This is a genomic window from Waltera sp., from assembly GCF_046969025.1.
In the GTDB taxonomy this organism is placed as follows: domain Bacteria; phylum Bacillota; class Clostridia; order Lachnospirales; family Lachnospiraceae; genus Acetatifactor; species Acetatifactor acetigignens.
Genome location: NZ_JBKVQF010000001.1, coordinates 168,815 through 185,668 on the forward strand (window position 1 = coordinate 168,815; position 16,854 = coordinate 185,668).

Annotated in this window: 13 protein-coding genes; 12 read left to right on the forward strand and 1 reads right to left on the reverse strand. The window is 48.7% G+C overall.

Annotated elements, in window-relative coordinates; translation table 11 throughout:
* The first annotated feature begins 115 nt into the window (after positions 1-115).
* From ACLTOH_RS00740 to ACLTOH_RS00770, 7 genes are all read left to right on the forward strand, one after another.
* Positions 116-1,210 carry a hypothetical protein gene (locus ACLTOH_RS00740; RefSeq protein WP_262593362.1) on the forward strand — a complete coding sequence of 365 codons (1,095 nt, stop codon included), beginning with the start codon at positions 116-118 and terminating at the stop codon, positions 1,208-1,210.
* Positions 1,211-1,237: 27 nt separating this feature from the next.
* Entirely contained in the window at positions 1,238-2,170 is a 933-nt protein-coding gene (locus tag ACLTOH_RS00745) for a TPM domain-containing protein (RefSeq protein WP_412223104.1), read from the forward strand.
* 219 nt (positions 2,171-2,389) lie between these two features.
* Positions 2,390-3,433, forward strand: a complete 1,044-nt coding sequence (locus ACLTOH_RS00750; RefSeq protein ID WP_118668714.1) for a C40 family peptidase — start codon at positions 2,390-2,392, stop codon at positions 3,431-3,433.
* A 178-nt stretch (positions 3,434-3,611) separates the two neighbouring features.
* Positions 3,612-5,534, forward strand: a complete 1,923-nt coding sequence (locus ACLTOH_RS00755; protein WP_118668713.1) for a GGDEF domain-containing protein — start codon at positions 3,612-3,614, stop codon at positions 5,532-5,534.
* 111 nt (positions 5,535-5,645) lie between these two features.
* Positions 5,646-7,100, forward strand: a complete 1,455-nt coding sequence (locus ACLTOH_RS00760; protein WP_118540114.1) for an ISLre2 family transposase — start codon at positions 5,646-5,648, stop codon at positions 7,098-7,100.
* A 233-nt stretch (positions 7,101-7,333) separates the two neighbouring features.
* On the forward strand, positions 7,334-7,600 hold the full coding sequence (rpsO, locus tag ACLTOH_RS00765; protein ID WP_022311806.1) for a 30S ribosomal protein S15: 267 nt from the start codon (positions 7,334-7,336) through the stop codon (positions 7,598-7,600).
* A gap of 281 nt (positions 7,601-7,881) precedes the next feature.
* Positions 7,882-9,972: a polyribonucleotide nucleotidyltransferase gene (locus ACLTOH_RS00770; protein WP_117464775.1), complete on the forward strand. Its 2,091-nt coding sequence runs from the start codon at positions 7,882-7,884 to the stop codon at positions 9,970-9,972.
* A 330-nt stretch (positions 9,973-10,302) separates the two neighbouring features.
* Here the strand turns inward: ACLTOH_RS00770 and rpsT are convergent, their stop codons facing one another.
* Positions 10,303-10,566: a 30S ribosomal protein S20 gene (gene rpsT / locus ACLTOH_RS00775; protein WP_022311808.1), complete on the reverse strand. Its 264-nt coding sequence runs from the start codon at positions 10,564-10,566 to the stop codon at positions 10,303-10,305.
* A gap of 188 nt (positions 10,567-10,754) precedes the next feature.
* Here rpsT and gpr point away from each other — a divergent pair, with 188 nt between their 5' ends.
* The 5 genes from gpr (at position 10,755) to sigK (ending at position 16,811) form a co-directional block, all read left to right on the forward strand.
* Complete coding sequence (gene gpr / locus ACLTOH_RS00780) at positions 10,755-11,675, forward strand: GPR endopeptidase (protein WP_117464776.1); 921 nt, start codon at positions 10,755-10,757, stop codon at positions 11,673-11,675.
* Between the two features lie 152 nt (positions 11,676-11,827).
* Entirely contained in the window at positions 11,828-12,982 is a 1,155-nt protein-coding gene (spoIIP, locus tag ACLTOH_RS00785) for a stage II sporulation protein P (RefSeq protein WP_412223107.1), read from the forward strand.
* A 111-nt stretch (positions 12,983-13,093) separates the two neighbouring features.
* Positions 13,094-14,911 carry a translation elongation factor 4 gene (lepA, locus tag ACLTOH_RS00790; protein WP_118502524.1) on the forward strand — a complete coding sequence of 606 codons (1,818 nt, stop codon included), beginning with the start codon at positions 13,094-13,096 and terminating at the stop codon, positions 14,909-14,911.
* Positions 14,912-14,932: 21 nt separating this feature from the next.
* On the forward strand, positions 14,933-16,096 hold the full coding sequence (gene hemW / locus ACLTOH_RS00795; protein ID WP_022311812.1) for a radical SAM family heme chaperone HemW: 1,164 nt from the start codon (positions 14,933-14,935) through the stop codon (positions 16,094-16,096).
* A 79-nt stretch (positions 16,097-16,175) separates the two neighbouring features.
* Positions 16,176-16,811 (forward strand): RNA polymerase sporulation sigma factor SigK, encoded by a 636-nt coding sequence (gene sigK, locus ACLTOH_RS00800; RefSeq protein WP_022311813.1) that lies wholly within the window; start codon positions 16,176-16,178, stop codon positions 16,809-16,811.
* Positions 16,812-16,854: the final 43 nt, after the last annotated feature.

Sequence of the window (16,854 nt, forward strand, 5' to 3'; positions counted from 1 at the left end):
ACGATAAGAAAAGATTATGTGTATTTTACGATATGGAAATACGATGGAATCTATGGTAGGATAAAAAAGGTTCTACGAAGAAAAATGTCGTAAAAGGCAGAAGGCGAGGGGTAAAATGATCTTTAGATGTAAAAACTGCGGCGGTAATGTAGTTTACAGCCCGGAGAGAAAGAAGATGTTCTGTCCTTTCTGTGAGAGTGAGGACAGCGAAGAACGCGAGGACGGCGTGATCGAGACAAGCGGTGAGGAAAACGGCACTGCGGAAGGAACGGTCCAGGCAGCGGGAGCCGGACAGCCGGTCAGCAGAATGGCAGCAGCCGAGGGTGCTGCGCAGAAAAAGGTGACAAAGGTATGTCCCAACTGTGGTGGCGAGATTCCCATGACGGTAAACACCTCCGCTACACAGTGTCCTTATTGTGACAATTATGTGATCGTGGATGATCAGATTTCCGGGGCCTACACACCGCATATGCTGATTCCATTCCATATGGGCAAGGAAGTCTGCAAGAAGCTGATCCGTGATAAATTTGAGAAATGTATTTTTGCACCGACGGATTTTCTGTCGGAAGTAAGAATGAACGGTATTTACGGTGAGTATGTACCGTTCTGGTTCTACGATTACAATACCAACTGCACGTTCCACGGTGAAGGTACCAAGGTGCGTAGCTGGACGACCGACAATACACAGTATACCGAGACCTCATATTATGATATTGTCCGTGATATGGACATTGATTTTGTGAAGATTCCTGTGGATGCTTCCGTGGAAATGCCGGATGATGTCATGGATCTGATGGAGCCCTTTGATTACAAGGAACTGCAGGAATTTAAGCCAGAATATCTGTCTGGATTTCATAGTGAACGCTACAATATGACTTCCGATCTGGTGGAGAGCCGTGCCAAAGCCAAGATGCAGGAGGATGCACAGAAGATGCTGCATGACAGCTATTCTGGATATTCCAGTGTCCGCAAAATGGGAGAAAACATCAACGTGACGGACAGTTCTGTAAGTTATGGTCTCCTGCCAGTATGGAAGTATGACTATAGCTACAAAGGCAAAGAATATCCTTTCTATGTAAACGGACAGACCGGTAAACTGGTAGGTACTGCACCGATTTCCAAAGCAAAGGTGTGGGCTTATGCGGGAACACTTGGTGTGACACTGGCGGCAATTCTATGCATGGTGAATGCAATCGCCAGTCTGGTGTAGAGATTATGAGGGAAGGATAACGGGACAATGGAAAAAGATATTAAGAAAGAAGCACTGAGACAGTACCTGAAATATTTTAAGGTATGGTTCATCATTGCCGGAGTGCTGGCGGTTATTACCATCGGAGCGGCAGTCGTTCATCTGCTTACACCGAAGACTGTCCGGGGCAACAGCCAGGATCCCACAGAGCGTGTGTTTGACTATGCGGATATGCTGACAGACGAAGAGGAGCAGAGCCTGCGGGAATATATAGCAGAGTGTGAGGAAAAGATCCAGGCGGACATCGTGATCGTAACGATCTCCGAATCCGTAGAGTATGATCTGCAAAATCCGGGTCTTGCGGAGGCATTTCATGCGAAGGAAGTCGGCAGTACCGACTGGAGTACAGCCATGAGAGATCTGGCGGATAACTTCTATGATTACAACAATTTCGGTTATGACAAGGTACACGGCAACGGAGTTCTACTGCTGGACAATGCCTATGAAGGACAAAAGGGAAGCTGGCTGTCTACCTGTGGAAATGTCTATGATTATTTTGGCGATTACGAGATCGACCAGGCCCTGTACGCAGTGGATGATTACATAGACGAAAGCCCCTACAAAGCGTATAAGAATTGTATCAGTTATGTGACCAGGACCATGGAGGAAAGTAAGGAAAGCATGCCGATGACCTTTTCTCCCTGGATCCTGACAGGTCTTGTCGTTGCACTGATCTATGCCGCAGTGAACCTGCATCAGAGAAAAGCAAAGGATACTACTACGGTCAATCAGTATCTTGATGGCAAAAAGCCCAAGATCAACAATACCAGAGACCAGTATCTGCGTAAGAACGTGGTGACCCGCAGGATCGAGACCAGCAGTAGCAGTAGCGGACACAGCAGCGGACACAGCGGCGGTCACGGAGGAAGTCATCGGAGCAGCAGCGGTGTCAGCCATGGCGGCGGTGGCCATAGAAGATAAAATAACAAGTTCCATTCCTGGAACAAGAGATCCGGCGTATCGGGTGCAGACAGACACTCATACGCCGGTTTTTTCGTTTTACGGAGGAAGGAGCGACGGCGGGAAACAGTAGTGGAAAATTTTTCCATGGGTTGACAGGAAGCCTGCAGACAGGTATAATCAGACTTGTGATGTAACAATTCTGTAATATATTTGTAAAAGGATTTTAAAGAAGAATTTATGATAAAACATACAAGAGAAAAACAAGTAAAGATCGTAGCCACCGGCCTGGCATTGTGTATGCTGGCGGCACCGCTTTCCGCTTCCGCTGCAGAAAGCAGTGTCCTCATGGCATCCGGCGGTGTGGCTTCTGTCCTGGAGACGGAGCGTACACTGGAGGAATACATCCAGATCGCACAGGATGCCCAGGGAGCTTCCTGGGGCTATACCAATATCGGTGTGGCCAATGTGGAATCCGGTAATCTGAATGTGAGAGCGGTATCTTCCACAGACGGTAAGTTGGTAGGTAAGCTTCCCAAGGATGCGGCCTGTGAAGTGGTCGAGACCGTAGATGACTGGGCACATATCAAGTCCGGTGAAGTGGAAGGTTATGTCAGCAAGGAATTCCTGCTGACTGGACCGGAAGCCAGAATCCGAGCCATGGAACTGGTTCATACGGTAGCCATTGCCAATACCGATGGCCTGAATGTACGTCAGGAGCCCAATACCACCAGTGAGATCGTGACTCAGGTGGGACAGGGAGAAGAGATGGAGTATGTGGAGACCGGTTCCGACGGCTGGGTGAAGATTTCTATTGATGGCGAAGATGCTTATGTATCCCAAGATTATGTCACAGTGGAAGAAAAGCTGGATACCGCCATCACCATGACAGAGCTTCTCTACGGACAGGGGGTATCCGATGTCCGCGTAGATCTGGTAGAATATGCAAAACAGTTCATAGGTAACCCTTATGTCTGGGGAGGCACCAGCCTTACCAAGGGTGCGGACTGCTCCGGTTTCGTTCTCAGCGTATTCAAGAAATACGGCATTACCCTGAGCCATTCCTCCAGAGCACAGGCCAATGAGGGCACCAAGATCAGTGCATCCGAGCTAAAGCCCGGTGATCTGGTATTCTATGGTAACGGCAAGGGTAATATTAATCACGTAGCTATTTATATCGGTGGAGGACAGGTAATTCACGCCAGCAGCCCGAAGACCGGTATCAAGATCAGCAGCTATAAGTATCGTACACCTGTGAAATGTGTCCGTGTCATTCACGACTGATAAAAAGCATTGCTTTCGCAAAAGGGCGGGGCAATGCTTTTTTGCATTCGGAGACATGCGAGTGCCTTTTCTTTTACAATTGCGTTTCACGGGGAACTATGATACTATTTTTGTATATATCGGCGGTCCCTGAACGAAAAAAAGGGGCTTCGTACAGAGACGAAAATGGGTGAGGAATATGCGGAAAGTAGCTTTGATCACCGACGGCTGGAGAAGGTTGTTTACCTATGCCTGGCCGGCAGGTATTTTACAGAGAATAAAAGAAACGAACGAAGAGGTAAATCTATATATTTTCAATAGTACTGGCAACTGGAGCAGAGATGCTGGGTACAACAGGGCAGAATATAATATTTTTAACCTTCCGGATCTGTCAGAGTTCGACGGCATTATTCTGGAATTGAACAATATCAGCTCTCCGGCAGTGCTGGCGGAAGTGATCCACAAGGCGAAGCAGTCGCACCTTCCGGTAGTCTCTATTGCCAACGAGCTGGAAGATTTTTATTATGTGGGTATTGACAATTATTCTGCCATGAAGCAGGTGATCGCACATATGCATGAGGTGCATAACTGCAAAAAATTCTGGCTGCTGGTGGGGGCTGACAGCAATTATGAGAGCAGCTGCCGACTGCAGGGAATGCTTGACTATGCCAAAGAACACAAGATCAAAATAGATAAGAATGACATCTGGTACGGCTCTTTTGACTACAAGAGCGGATTGGAAGGCTACAGGCATCTGTGGGATACTCACAAAGAGCTGCCGGATGCTATTATCTGTATCAATGATAATGTGGCTGTAGCGGTATGCGAAGCGGCGGCCCAGATGGGATTTACAGCACCGAAGGACTTCCGTATCACAGGCTTTGACAACTTCGACAAGGCCGGATTTTACACGCCGAGTATTACCACTGTGGGACATATCAGAGAGGAAGCTGCATACAAGGGAATGGATATTCTCCTGAAAATCTGGGCGGGAGAAAGTGTCCCCCGGTACAATTTCACCAATACTGAGATGCTGTGGCAGGAGAGCTGTGGCTGCGGCAAAGGAAGCAGCAGGGATGCCAGAGCCCATCTGAAGGATCAGATCATGTACAGCGTGGAAAGTGAGGAATTCGACGAGGAAGTCCTGTCCATGGAGGCAGAGATGATGCAGTGCAATACCGTAGAGGAAATGATGTACTGCATTCCCCAGTGCATTCCGTCCCTGAAATGCGATGCCATGTATCTGGTGCTGGACGATCACCTCAATGCCTATAAAAAAGAAACGGAGAAGAGTATTCATCTGGATGCCACCCCTTCGGACGAGGGATTTTCCTTGCATGGTTATCCGAGACAGATGCAGATGACCTTTGCATACGAGAGGGACCAGAGACTGGATCTGGACAGACAGGAAGTGGATGGCATCTTCCCGACCTTCGATTATCCGAAGCCGGGACAGGACTTTTTGTTCCTGCCGTTACATTTCGGAGAGCGTACCGTTGGCTATGTAGCTATCCGTAATGCGGTATACCTGATGGAGAAACAGTACCTGTTCCAGATCATGAACGCACTGACCCGCTCCATGGAGAACCTTCACAAAAAAGAAATGTTGGCCTATATGAACCGCAAGCTGTCTTCCCTGTATATTATGGATACGCTGACAGGTATGTATAACCGTATGGGCTACCAACAGCTGGGAGAGGAGTCCTTCCGTATTTCCGGTCTGAACAAACGCAAACTTCTGATCTTGTTCGTGGATCTGGATCGTCTGAAATACATCAATGACACCTTCGGACACGAGTATGGGGATATGGCCATCTGCGCTGCAGCCAGAGCATTGATGCAGTGTAGCAGCCGGGACGCTGTGCCGGCCAGAACCGGCGGTGATGAATTCGTCCTGATCCAGAGTTACCAGTCCGATGAGGTTTCCAGAGAACTGGTGCTGCGCATCCGCAGAACACTGGAGGCGGAGGGAAAAGCCCAGAAGCTTCCGTTCCCGTTGTCCATGAGTATCGGAACTGTCGTGACGGATCCGGAATCCGCACTGTCTTTTGCAGATTATGTAAAAATTGCAGACAGCCGGATGTACGAGGAAAAGGTACAGAAGCGGGCCGCAAGAAAATAGAACGTAGGGTAAAGTTTTTGTAGGAAAAGTTAATAGAAAAAAGAAAGAAAGCACCGGGATCCTGTGTTAGGATTGAAGTTGACGAGACAAAAATCCAAGGAGGGTGCTTTCATGATTACCAGTATACAACACTTTTGCGAGAATGGGGTAAAAAGATTAACAAATGTTTTCAAAACTTATACAGATGACCTGACAAAGATTGCAGAAATGGTCTATGGTGTGACGGATGAGGTGACCAGACTTGGATGCAGCATGATAGCGGAAGAATGGGAATCCTATGATGAATTGCTGCGGGAAAGAAAGGATCTGCGCCAGGGCTGGTACATTGTCAGAAGAGATGAAACTTCCCTGCTGACCAGTCTTGGAGAAGTGGTATATCACAAAACTCTGTTCAAAAATGTTGCTACCGGTGAATCCTGTTACCTTCTGGATCAGCTGATGGGGCTGGGGCATCATGCCAGGATAACCGAAGATGCAGAAGCGAGAATTCTACTGGAAGCATCCGAGAGCAGCTATCGAAAAGGCGGTGCCAGTGCCAGCATAAACGGTGAATCCATAAGCAAAGAAGCTGTAATGAACAAGTTGCACAGGCTGGAGTTCCCTGCCCTGAAGACTGTGGAAAAGAAAGAACTGAGAACACTTTACATAGATGCGGATGAAGACCATGTGGCCCTTCAGTATCTGGAGAAGAAAGGGGATATCAGGAATCCCCGCATAAATACCGTAATGCCCTGGATCATATACGTTTATGAAGGTGTAGAAGGTGATGAGGAAGGACGTCCCCACTTGATAAATCCGAAGTATTTCGGAGGTGTTTATGATGGGCAGGAAGCAGGCGGTAGACTATGGACAGAAGTATTGGAGTATCTGGATGAAGCTTATGATCTGGATGCTGTTGAGAGGATTTATATCAACGGGGACGGAGCAGCATGGATACGCACAGGAGAAAAGATCATTCCGAAGTCCAAGTATGCCCTTGATAAATATCATATGCATAAATACATCATAGCGGCAACATCCCACCTGGAAGACTCAGCGGAGGATGCCAGGGGTGAAATATACAGAGCCATTCACAGAAAGAAAAAGTGGATGGCAGAGGGAGCCTTTGACCGGATCATAGGAATCACAGACAAAGAAACAAAGCGAAAGGCAGTGGAACAGGCGAAGGCATACATACTGGGGAACTGGTCTGGAATCATGATTGCCATGAAATCCGGGGACAGCAATGTAAGATGTTCCGCAGAAGGGCATGTGAGCCATGTGTACGCAGACAGGATGAGTTCAAGACCATTGGGATGGTGCAGAACCGGGGCAGATAAGATGTCCCGGTTAAGAATCTACCGTCAAAATCAGGGAAATATGCTGGAACTGGTAAGATATCAGAAAAAAGAAATGAAACAGGTATCGGGTGCAGAGGAGATCATCTATTCCGCCACAGAAATGATAAGAATGGAAAAAGCCAACAAACGAAAACTGGGAGTACTGGCAGATCTGCCAGTGTATGACATTCCCTATCCGCAGATCAAAAAGATAGCGGCGCTGAAAAATCACATTTGGGGTTTGTAAAAAGGGACAAAAAGGTTATAATGATGGAGAAAACTTTGATTCTGAAACATATCTCAAGGATGCTCTGTCTATTAATTTCCTACAGTAAATTTACCCGAACAAAATAGAAAAATATATTTACAACCGATAGAAACTATGATATATTGAAATAGTATGATTAGCCGATGCCCAGATTACGGACACTCCGACCTTAGTCTTGGTATCTGGCGTTTAAAAAACAGGAGGAAAAAGAAATGATTTCTAAGGAAAAGAAAACAGCCATCATGAACGAGTATGCAAGAACCCCCGGTGACACCGGTTCACCTGAGGTACAGGTAGCAGTCCTGACCGCAAGAATCCAGGAGCTTACCGAGCATCTGAAGGAGAACCCCAAGGATCATCATTCTCGTCGTGGTATGCTGAAGATGGTAGGTCAGAGACGTGGTCTTCTGGAGTACCTGAAGAAGAAGGATATTGAGAGATATCGTGCATTAATCGAGAAGCTTGGCTTAAGAAAATAATGCTGACTGGTGAGCGGGGTCTGCCGATTACATCGGCGCTCCGCTTCTCTTGTTTCTCATTACATCCATATGCACGGTGAAAATCTAATTCACCGCGCCTGAAAAGGTAACACACGGGATGGAAGTGAGCCCCGAGACCGCTGAAAAGATTATGTTGCGGATCATGGGAGCGACATGGAATTTTCAGTAGTTTCGGTAATCCTCCAGCCCGTAGAATAATAATTCATATCGTAGCGTGGCACCAAAGATAACAGTCACAGTACGATGGATAGGAGGAATTTATGTATCAAAGTTACAAGATGGATCTTGCAGGCAGACCTCTGGTGGTTGATATCAACCGTGTAGGTAAGCAGGCAAACGGATGTGCATTCATGCATTATGGTGATACCACGGTTCTCTGTACCGCAACCGCTTCCGAGAAGCCCAGAGACGGTATCGATTTCTTCCCTCTGAGTGTAGAGTATGAAGAGAAGATGTACGCTGTGGGTAAGATCCCCGGCGGTTTCAACAAGAGAGAAGGAAAGGCAAGTGAGAATGCTATTCTGACCAGCCGTGTCATCGACAGACCCATGCGTCCCCTGTTCCCCAAGGATTACCGTAATGATGTAACCCTGAACAACATGGTAATGAGCGTGGATCCCGAGTGTCGTCCGGAGTTGGTGGCTATGATCGGTGCAGCTATCGCTACCTGCATTTCCGATATTCCTTTCGATGGCCCCTGCGCTATGACCCAGGTAGGCATGATCGATGGCGAGTTCATCATCAATCCCAGCCAGGAGCAGTGGAAGAAAGGTGATCTGAACCTGACCGTTGCTTCCACCAGAGAAAAGGTGATCATGATCGAGGCAGGAGCGAACGAGATTCCTGAAGCAACCATGATCGAAGCAATTTATAAGGCTCACGAAGTGAACCAGACCATCATTGCTTTCATCGACAAGATTGTAGCAGAAGTAGGCAAGAAGAAGCATGAGTACACCAGCTGTGCAGTGCCCGCTGAAATGTTCGAGGAGATGAAGAAGATCGTATCTCCCGCTGAGATGGAAGAAGCTGTATTCACCGATGATAAGCAGACCCGTGAGGAGAATATCCGTGTGATCACCGACAAGCTGACAGAGGCTTTCGCTGAGAACGAAGAGTGGCTGGCTATCTTAGGTGAGGCAGTATACCAGTATGAGAAGAAGACCGTTCGTAAGATGATCCTGAAAGACCACAAGCGTCCCGATGGACGTGCAATCACCCAGATCCGTCCTCTGGCAGCAGAAGTAGACATCATCCCCCGTGTACATGGTTCCGCTATGTTCACCCGTGGACAGACCCAGATCTGTAACGTATGTACTCTGGCACCTCTGTCCGAGCAGCAGAAGATCGATGGCCTGGATGAGAACGAAGTAAGCAAGAGATATATGCATCACTATAACTTCCCTTCCTATTCCGTAGGTGAGACCAAGCCTTCCCGCGGACCCGGAAGACGTGAGATCGGTCACGGCGCTCTGGCTGAGAGAGCCCTGATCCCCGTACTGCCCAGTGAGGACGAGTTCCCTTATGCAATTCGTACCGTATCTGAGACTTTTGAATCCAACGGATCTACCTCCATGGCATCCACCTGTGCTTCCTGCATGTCCCTGATGGCAGCAGGCGTACCCATCAAGAAGATGGTAGCAGGTATTTCCTGTGGTCTGGTAACCGGCGAGACCGATGACGATTTCGTTCTGCTGACCGATATCCAGGGACTGGAAGACTTCTTCGGAGATATGGACTTTAAGGTAACCGGTACTACCGAAGGTATTACCGCGATCCAGATGGATATTAAGATCCACGGTCTGACCAGACCTATCGTAGAAGGCGCTATTGCGAGATGCCGTGATGCAAGACTGTTCATCATGGATACCTGCATGAAGCCCGCTATCTCTGCTCCCAGAACAGAGGTTGGCAAGTACGCTCCCAAGATCATCTCCATTCAGATCGATCCCGACAGAATCGGTGATGTAGTAGGACAGCGTGGTAAGACCATCAATGAGATCATTGCCCGTACCGGTGTGAAGATCGATATCACCGATGATGGTAAGGTATCTATCTGCGGTACTGACAAGGAAATGATGGATAAGGCTCTGGAGATGGTGAAGATCATCACCACCGATTTCGAAGAAGGCCAGATCTTCAAGGGTAAGGTAGTCAGCATCAAGGAGTTCGGTGCATTCATCGAGTTCGCACCCGGCAAGGAAGGCATGGTACACATCTCCAAGATCGCCAAGGAGAGAATCAACCGTGTAGAAGATGTTCTGACTCTGGGCGATGTAGTGACTGTAGTATGCCTGGGTAAGGATAAGATGGGCAGAATCAGCTTCTCCATGAAGGATGTAGCACAGCAGTAAGCTGTAAGAACGCAAGGCATAAGAATATAAGATGTAAAAAATAAGAAAGGATCGCTGCATAGTGTACTGTGCAGAGGTCCTTTTTTGTGTATACGATGAGCCAGGTACAGATTTGTGCTTGCACAAGAATCGGTATTTGGCAAATGTACACCATCGAGCTTTTAAGCGAGATGGTGTATAAAGTATATGAAACGGGCGGAAGACAGTCAGCCGGATCTGCCTGGAATGAGGCAGCAAGAAGTGACATTTGAAAAAGGGCACAAAAAAAGCACCTACATGACGGTATAGGCGCTTTTGTATGTCTTAAATTCTGTACCAGTGCAAGAAAAATTAAGCCATTCCGTTGACAGCTTTGCTCAGACGGGAAACCTTTCTTGCAGCGTTGTTCTTGTGGTAAACGCCCTTAGAAGTAGCCATCTCGATGGTCTTGGTAGCAGCGGTTAATTCAGCCTTAGCTGCTTCCTTGTCACCGGTCTCGATTGCAGCGTATACCTTCTTGATAGCGGTCTTAACGCCGGATCTGATAGCTTTGTTTCTGTCAGCTCTTGTGCGGGATACTAAAATTCTCTTTTTTGCAGATTTAATGTTAGCCAAGTCGTACACCTCCATAATGTATACAATAAAATTATAATTTACAAGAAATGTTTCACTTTAGCCAGACACGGAAGACTAACGTAAACATACTATTGTAGTTTAGACAATCTGGGAGCTTTTGTCAATACATATTTTGCGGATTTTTGTAAAAAATGTATTGATAAGAAAGGCAGACAGAGGGTGAAAAAATGGAAACTTTTCAGATCAGAACAGACCTGGCCCTGGAGGCAAGAGAAAGTGTCAATGAAGAGGAAAGCAAACTGCGGGGTGTGTCGGTGGACGAGCACTATGAGGAAGAGACGGATATCCGCATTACCAAGGTGACCATCGATACGAAAAATGCGGAAAAAACACTGGGAAAGCCCATGGGTGTCTATGTGACCATGGAGGCACCGGCCATGGTGGAACCGGATGACGATTACCACAGGGAGATCTCGGAGGCGTTAGCGGAGGAACTTTTGAAAATGATGCCCGGGGAAGCGGAGGAACTGTCGGTATTGATCGTGGGGCTGGGAAACCGGGAAGTGACGGCAGACGCTCTGGGACCGCAGGTGGTGGACAATCTGCTGATCACCAGACACGTGGTCAGAGCCTACGGCAAAGCAGCCTACAACTGTACCCGTATGAATCTGGTCAGCAGTATTGAGCCGGGGGTAATGGCGAAGACCGGTATGGAGACGGCAGAAATCATAAGCGGTGTGGTGAAGGAGACGCAACCGGATGTGCTGATCGTGGTGGATGCGCTGGCGGCTCGCAGCACCAGAAGATTGAACCGTACGATCCAGATCACCAATACCGGCATTCAGCCCGGCTCCGGCGTGGGCAATCACCGCAATGCCCTGACCGAAGAGACCCTGGGCGTACCGGTAATTGCCATCGGGATCCCCACGGTGGTGGATGCCGCCACGATTGTGGGAGATGCACTGGAGAAGCTGATGAGCGGGGAAAAGGAGTTCGATGCGGTCAAATATATGGGACAGCACCGCATGGCTTTTGCAGAACTGAACAATATGTATATGACCGGAAAGGATATCGATTCTGTGATCAAACGGGTCAGCTACACGGTCTCCGAGGGAATCAATATTGCCATGGAAAAAAACTGGGCGTAACTGCATATATATAGGGTAACAGTTCATGAGTTGAGCACCGGATTACGAGCAAAGGTAGTCACGAAGTGACGTAAGAGCAGGTCAAGGCGACTTTGTGACTGACGAGGGCTGAACTGTCGTAACAAAAAAAGTGCGGAAGGAGAGCGCGGACCGTGAAGAATCCGAAAAATACTGTCTGGCGGATCGCACTGTTTTTGCTGACAGTTATCTGTGGGCTTTTGATGGCGGATCGGGGAGAAAATGAGTTTCCGGTATTTGCCTGTTCCGAAGCTTTGTCAGGAGAAAGCGGCAGTACCGGATTACTGCTGCAGCAGAATATGTGGGAAGTAGTACCGCTGTTAGGCTATGGTATTGTGGAGCAGCAGGGGACACAGAATCCGGAGGAGGATGAGACTACCTGCCGGACCCTGACCACCGAAGATCTGATCAGCGAAGAACTTCTCCTTCCGCAGCCGGAGGAAACGCAGCAGACGGCCCTTATCCCGGAGAGTGTGGAGGCAACAGCCGGGACTGCATTGAGCAATTTTCGTCCGGCGGTACAACAGGTGCAGATTGACCGCACACAGCTTGCGGATTATGAGACACTGGTACGGAATTTTTATGCCATAGATGCCAATACCATGGCAGGCAGCGATCAGTTATCCGTGGAAAAACTGCTGGGAATGGATATGACGTTGCCACAGGAAGGTGACGGACCACAGATCCTAATCTACCACACCCATTCCCAGGAGGCTTTTGCGGATTCGGTTCCGGGAGATGTGAACACCGGTATCGTGGGAGTGGGAGAGTGCCTGACCAAGATCCTGACAGAACAATATGGTTACCGGGTGCTGCACAATACCGGTCAATATGATGTGGAGACCAGAGACAATGCGTATTCCCGGGCACTTCCGGCAGTGGAACAGATCCTTGCGGAGAATCCCTCTATCCAGGTGATCATCGATCTGCACCGGGATGAGGTGGCGGAAGAGACAAAGCTGGTGACGGATATTCAAGGGAGACCCACGGCAAGATTTATGTTCTTTAACGGTCTGAGCAGGACCCGCAAGACGGGAGATATTGATTACCTGGCCAACGAGAACCAGGAGGCCAATCTGGCATTTTCTTTTCAGATGCAGTTGAAGGCGGCGGAGTATTACCCGGGACTGACCCGCAGGATCTATCTGAAGGGCTACCGCTACAATATGCATCTGCGTCCCCGGACACTTCTGGTGGAACTGGGAGCCCAGAACAATACTGTGGAGGAGGCCATAAATGCCTGTGATCCTCTGGCACATATTCTGGATATGGTGCTTAAGGGAGAGTAGCGATACATAAAAGCAGGATAAGACAACGAATCGAAGTAAAATCATAGACAAGAATGCGGAATTTATGCTACAATCGTTAGATGCAAGAATATGTCAGGAAAGGACAGTAGTATGGCAGTAATAGATCAGAGCAAAATCCGCAATTTTTGTATTGTGGCACACATAGATCACGGCAAATCCACCCTGGCGGACCGTATCATTGAGAAGACCGGTCTGCTCACCAGCAGAGAGATGCAGGCACAGGTCCTGGACAATATGGACCTGGAGAGAGAGCGTGGCATTACCATCAAGGCACAGGCCGTGCGTACCGTATATAAAGCACAGGACGGAGAGGAATACATTTTCAACCTCATCGATACTCCGGGCCATGTGGATTTCAATTATGAGGTCAGCCGTTCTCTGGCGGCCTGCGACGGCGCCATTCTGGTGGTGGATGCGGCACAGGGCATTGAGGCACAGACACTGGCCAATGTCTATCTGGCACTGGATCATGATCTGGATGTTTTCCCGGTCATCAACAAGATCGATCTGCCCAGCGCAGATCCCCAGAGAGTCATTGAAGAGATCGAGGACGTCATCGGTATCGAGGCACAGGATGCTCCGCTGATCTCCGCGAAAAACGGCATCGGTATTGAGGAAGTCTTAGAGCAGATCGTGAAAAAGATCCCATCCCCCAAGGGGAATCCGGACAACCCTTTACAGGCACTGATCTTTGACTCTGTATATGATTCCTATAAGGGTGTTATCATTTTCTGCCGTGTCATGGAAGGCACAGTGAAAAAGGGTACCATGATCCGCATGATGGCTACCGGAGCGAAGGAAGAGGTCGTGGAGGTCGGTTATTTCGGAGCGGGACAGTTTATCCCCTGTGACGAGCTTTCTGCCGGAATGGTAGGCTACATCACGGCTTCCATCAAGAATGTAAAAGATACAGCAGTGGGTGATACCGTAACGGACGACAACAATCCCTGCGCAGAACCTCTGCCCGGTTATAAAAAGGTACAGTCCATGGTATATTGTGGATTATATCCCGCAGACGGTTCCAAGTACCCGGATCTGAGAGATGCGTTGGAGAAGTTACAGTTGAACGATGCGTCCCTGTTCTATGAACCGGAGACTTCTGTGGCACTGGGATTTGGCTTCCGGTGCGGATTTCTGGGACTGCTGCATCTGGAGATCATTCAGGAACGACTGGAGAGAGAATACAATCTGGATCTGGTGACTACCGCCCCCGGCGTTGTCTATAAGGTGCATAAGACCAATGGGGAAGTAATTGAGTTGACCAATCCTTCCAATCTGCCGGATCCCTCCGAGATCGAATATATGGAAGAACCGGTGGTAAATGCAGAGATCATGGTGACTTCCGAATTTATCGGTTCCATCATGGAACTGTGTCAGGAGCGCCGAGGCAAATACCTCGGCATGGAATACATCGAGGGCACCAGAGCGTTGTTGAAATACGAACTGCCCCTGAACGAGATCATTTATGATTTCTTTGATGCTTTAAAATCCCGTTCCCGTGGTTATGCATCTTTTGATTACGATCTGAAGGGTTACGAGAGATCGAATCTGGTGAAGCTGGACATTCTGATCAACCGCGAGGAAGTGGATGCCCTGTCCTTCATCGTCTGTGCAGATTCCGCTTACGAGAGAGGACGTAGGATGTGTGAAAAGCTGAAGGACGAGATTCCCAGACACCTCTTCGAGATTCCTATCCAGGCAGCCATCGGCGGCAAGGTCATTGCCAGAGAAACGGTAAAGGCCATGCGTAAGGATGTGCTGGCGAAATGTTACGGCGGTGATATTACCCGTAAGAAGAAGCTGTTGGAGAAGCAGAAAGAGGGTAAAAAGCGTATGCGTCAGTTCGGCAATGTAGAGATCCCGCAGAAGGCATTTATGAGTGTTCTGAAGCTGGATGATAAAAACTGATGAAGTAATTGAAGGAGCAATATGAATAAAAAGGAACTGGAATTATACATTCATATTCCCTTTTGCGTAAGAAAGTGCAGCTATTGTGATTTCCTGTCTGCCCCTGCCACGGAGCAGACAAGGGAAGCCTATATGGCTGCACTTTTTGCAGAGATCGGGGGAAGAGCAAAAGATTACAGTGACCGTACCGTGACCAGTATATTTATCGGAGGAGGTACGCCGTCGCTGTTGTCCGGGGAACAGATTGGGCAGTTGATGGACCGTATCAGAGAGCAGTTCGCAATGGCACAGGACGCGGAGATCACCATGGAGGTGAATCCGGGGACGGCCAGCGCAGAGAAACTTCGGAATTTTTACACGGCAGGAATCAACCGTCTCAGTATCGGTATGCAGTCTGCCCAGGCAGAAGAACTGAAAAATCTGGGCAGGATCCATGATTTTGAAGGTTTCTGCCAGGTGTACCGGGAGGCCGTGGAGGCAGGATTTACGAATATCAATGTGGATATCATGAGCGGACTGCCGGGACAGACGCTTGCAAGTTATCGGGACACGCTGGAAAAGGTGCTGCACTTAGAACCCATGCCGCAGCATATCTCTGCCTACAGCCTGATCGTGGAGGAGGGAACCCCTTTTGCGGCCATGGCAGAGAGGGGAGAATTGCCCTTGCCGGAGGAAGAGACGGAGCGTGCCATGTATGAGGAGACCATAGAGGTGCTGGCAAAGTACGGGTTCCATCGGTATGAGATTTCCAACTATGCCAGGGATGGTTATGAATGCAGACATAATGTGGGCTATTGGATCCGCAGGGATTACCTGGGATTCGGTATCGGTGCGGCATCCCTTATCGATAATGTGCGGTTTCAGAACGAAAAGAGTCTGGGAGCTTATCTGGCACATCCGCTGGAAAGCAGGGAAGAGGAGCAGACACTGACGGTACAGGACCGGATGGAGGAGACCATGTTTCTGGGACTGCGGCTGACAAGAGGAGTATCCTGTGTGGATTTTGCAGAACAATACGGCAGGACTGTGGAGGAAGTCTACGGAGAAGTGATCGCCCGGAATGTGGCGGATGGTCTTTTGACCGTTACGGAGAGGAAAGAGAATCAGAAAAAAGACCGGCTCCTGGCACTGACAAAGAGAGGGCTGGATCTGAGCAATTACGTGATGGCGCAGTTTTTATTCTGAGGAACGTGGGAGACTGACAGGCACTTGTGGACAGAAAATCACATAAACTATCATAAGCAACTGTCCACGGAGGGATTTTTTGAAGACCTTTCAGCAGCCATTAACCGCAGGAGAAGAAGCGTATTATATCCGCTTGCTCAGGGAAGGTACCGTGGAAGAATCCAGACAGGCCAGGGAGATCCTGGTGGAGAGGAATCTGCGCCTGGTGGCACACATTGCCAAAAAATACCAGAATGTTGAGGAAGACATGGAGGACCTGATCTCTATCGGATGTATCGGACTGATCAAAGCAGTGAATTCTTTTGACTCAGGAAAAGGAAGACTGGCTACCTATGCCTGCAGATGCATTGATAACGAACTTCTGATGATGCTGCGCAGCCGCAAAAAACTTTCCAGGGAAGTCTCCCTGTATGAACCTATCGGACAGGATAAGGAAGGAAATGCCATCCATCTGTTGGACGTGATCGAAGAGAAGCAGAAGGACGTGGTGGAGGATCTGGAGCTTGACAGAAATATCAGGCGCCTGTTCCTGGCTCTGGACCACTGTCTTACGGAGCGGGAGTATCGGATTCTGGTGATGCGCTATGGGATCCTGGGCTGTAAAGAACACACACAGCAGGAGGTGGGAGATGTTCTCGGAATTTCCAGAAGCTATGTCTCACGCATGGAAAAAAGAGCATTGCATAAGCTGGCGGAGGCTCTGCGTGAGGACTAAACATCACCTTGTCAATTAAGGAACACTGTGATATATTTATTTC

What these genes read in the sequence shown, in the direction of transcription:
- ACLTOH_RS00750 (WP_118668714.1), top strand. Translation starts at nt 2,390, where the DNA reads ATGATAAAACATACAAGAGAAAAACAAGTAAAGATCGTAGCCACCGGC.
- gpr (WP_117464776.1), top strand. Translation starts at nt 10,755, where the DNA reads ATGGAAACTTTTCAGATCAGAACAGACCTGGCCCTGGAGGCAAGAGAA.
- rpsO (WP_022311806.1), top strand. Translation starts at nt 7,334, where the DNA reads ATGATTTCTAAGGAAAAGAAAACAGCCATCATGAACGAGTATGCAAGA.
- ACLTOH_RS00755 (WP_118668713.1), top strand. Translation starts at nt 3,612, where the DNA reads ATGCGGAAAGTAGCTTTGATCACCGACGGCTGGAGAAGGTTGTTTACC.
- hemW (WP_022311812.1), top strand. Translation starts at nt 14,933, where the DNA reads ATGAATAAAAAGGAACTGGAATTATACATTCATATTCCCTTTTGCGTA.
- ACLTOH_RS00740 (WP_262593362.1), top strand. Translation starts at nt 116, where the DNA reads ATGATCTTTAGATGTAAAAACTGCGGCGGTAATGTAGTTTACAGCCCG.
- ACLTOH_RS00745 (WP_412223104.1), top strand. Translation starts at nt 1,238, where the DNA reads ATGGAAAAAGATATTAAGAAAGAAGCACTGAGACAGTACCTGAAATAT.
- lepA (WP_118502524.1), top strand. Translation starts at nt 13,094, where the DNA reads ATGGCAGTAATAGATCAGAGCAAAATCCGCAATTTTTGTATTGTGGCA.
- ACLTOH_RS00760 (WP_118540114.1), top strand. Translation starts at nt 5,646, where the DNA reads ATGATTACCAGTATACAACACTTTTGCGAGAATGGGGTAAAAAGATTA.
- ACLTOH_RS00770 (WP_117464775.1), top strand. Translation starts at nt 7,882, where the DNA reads ATGTATCAAAGTTACAAGATGGATCTTGCAGGCAGACCTCTGGTGGTT.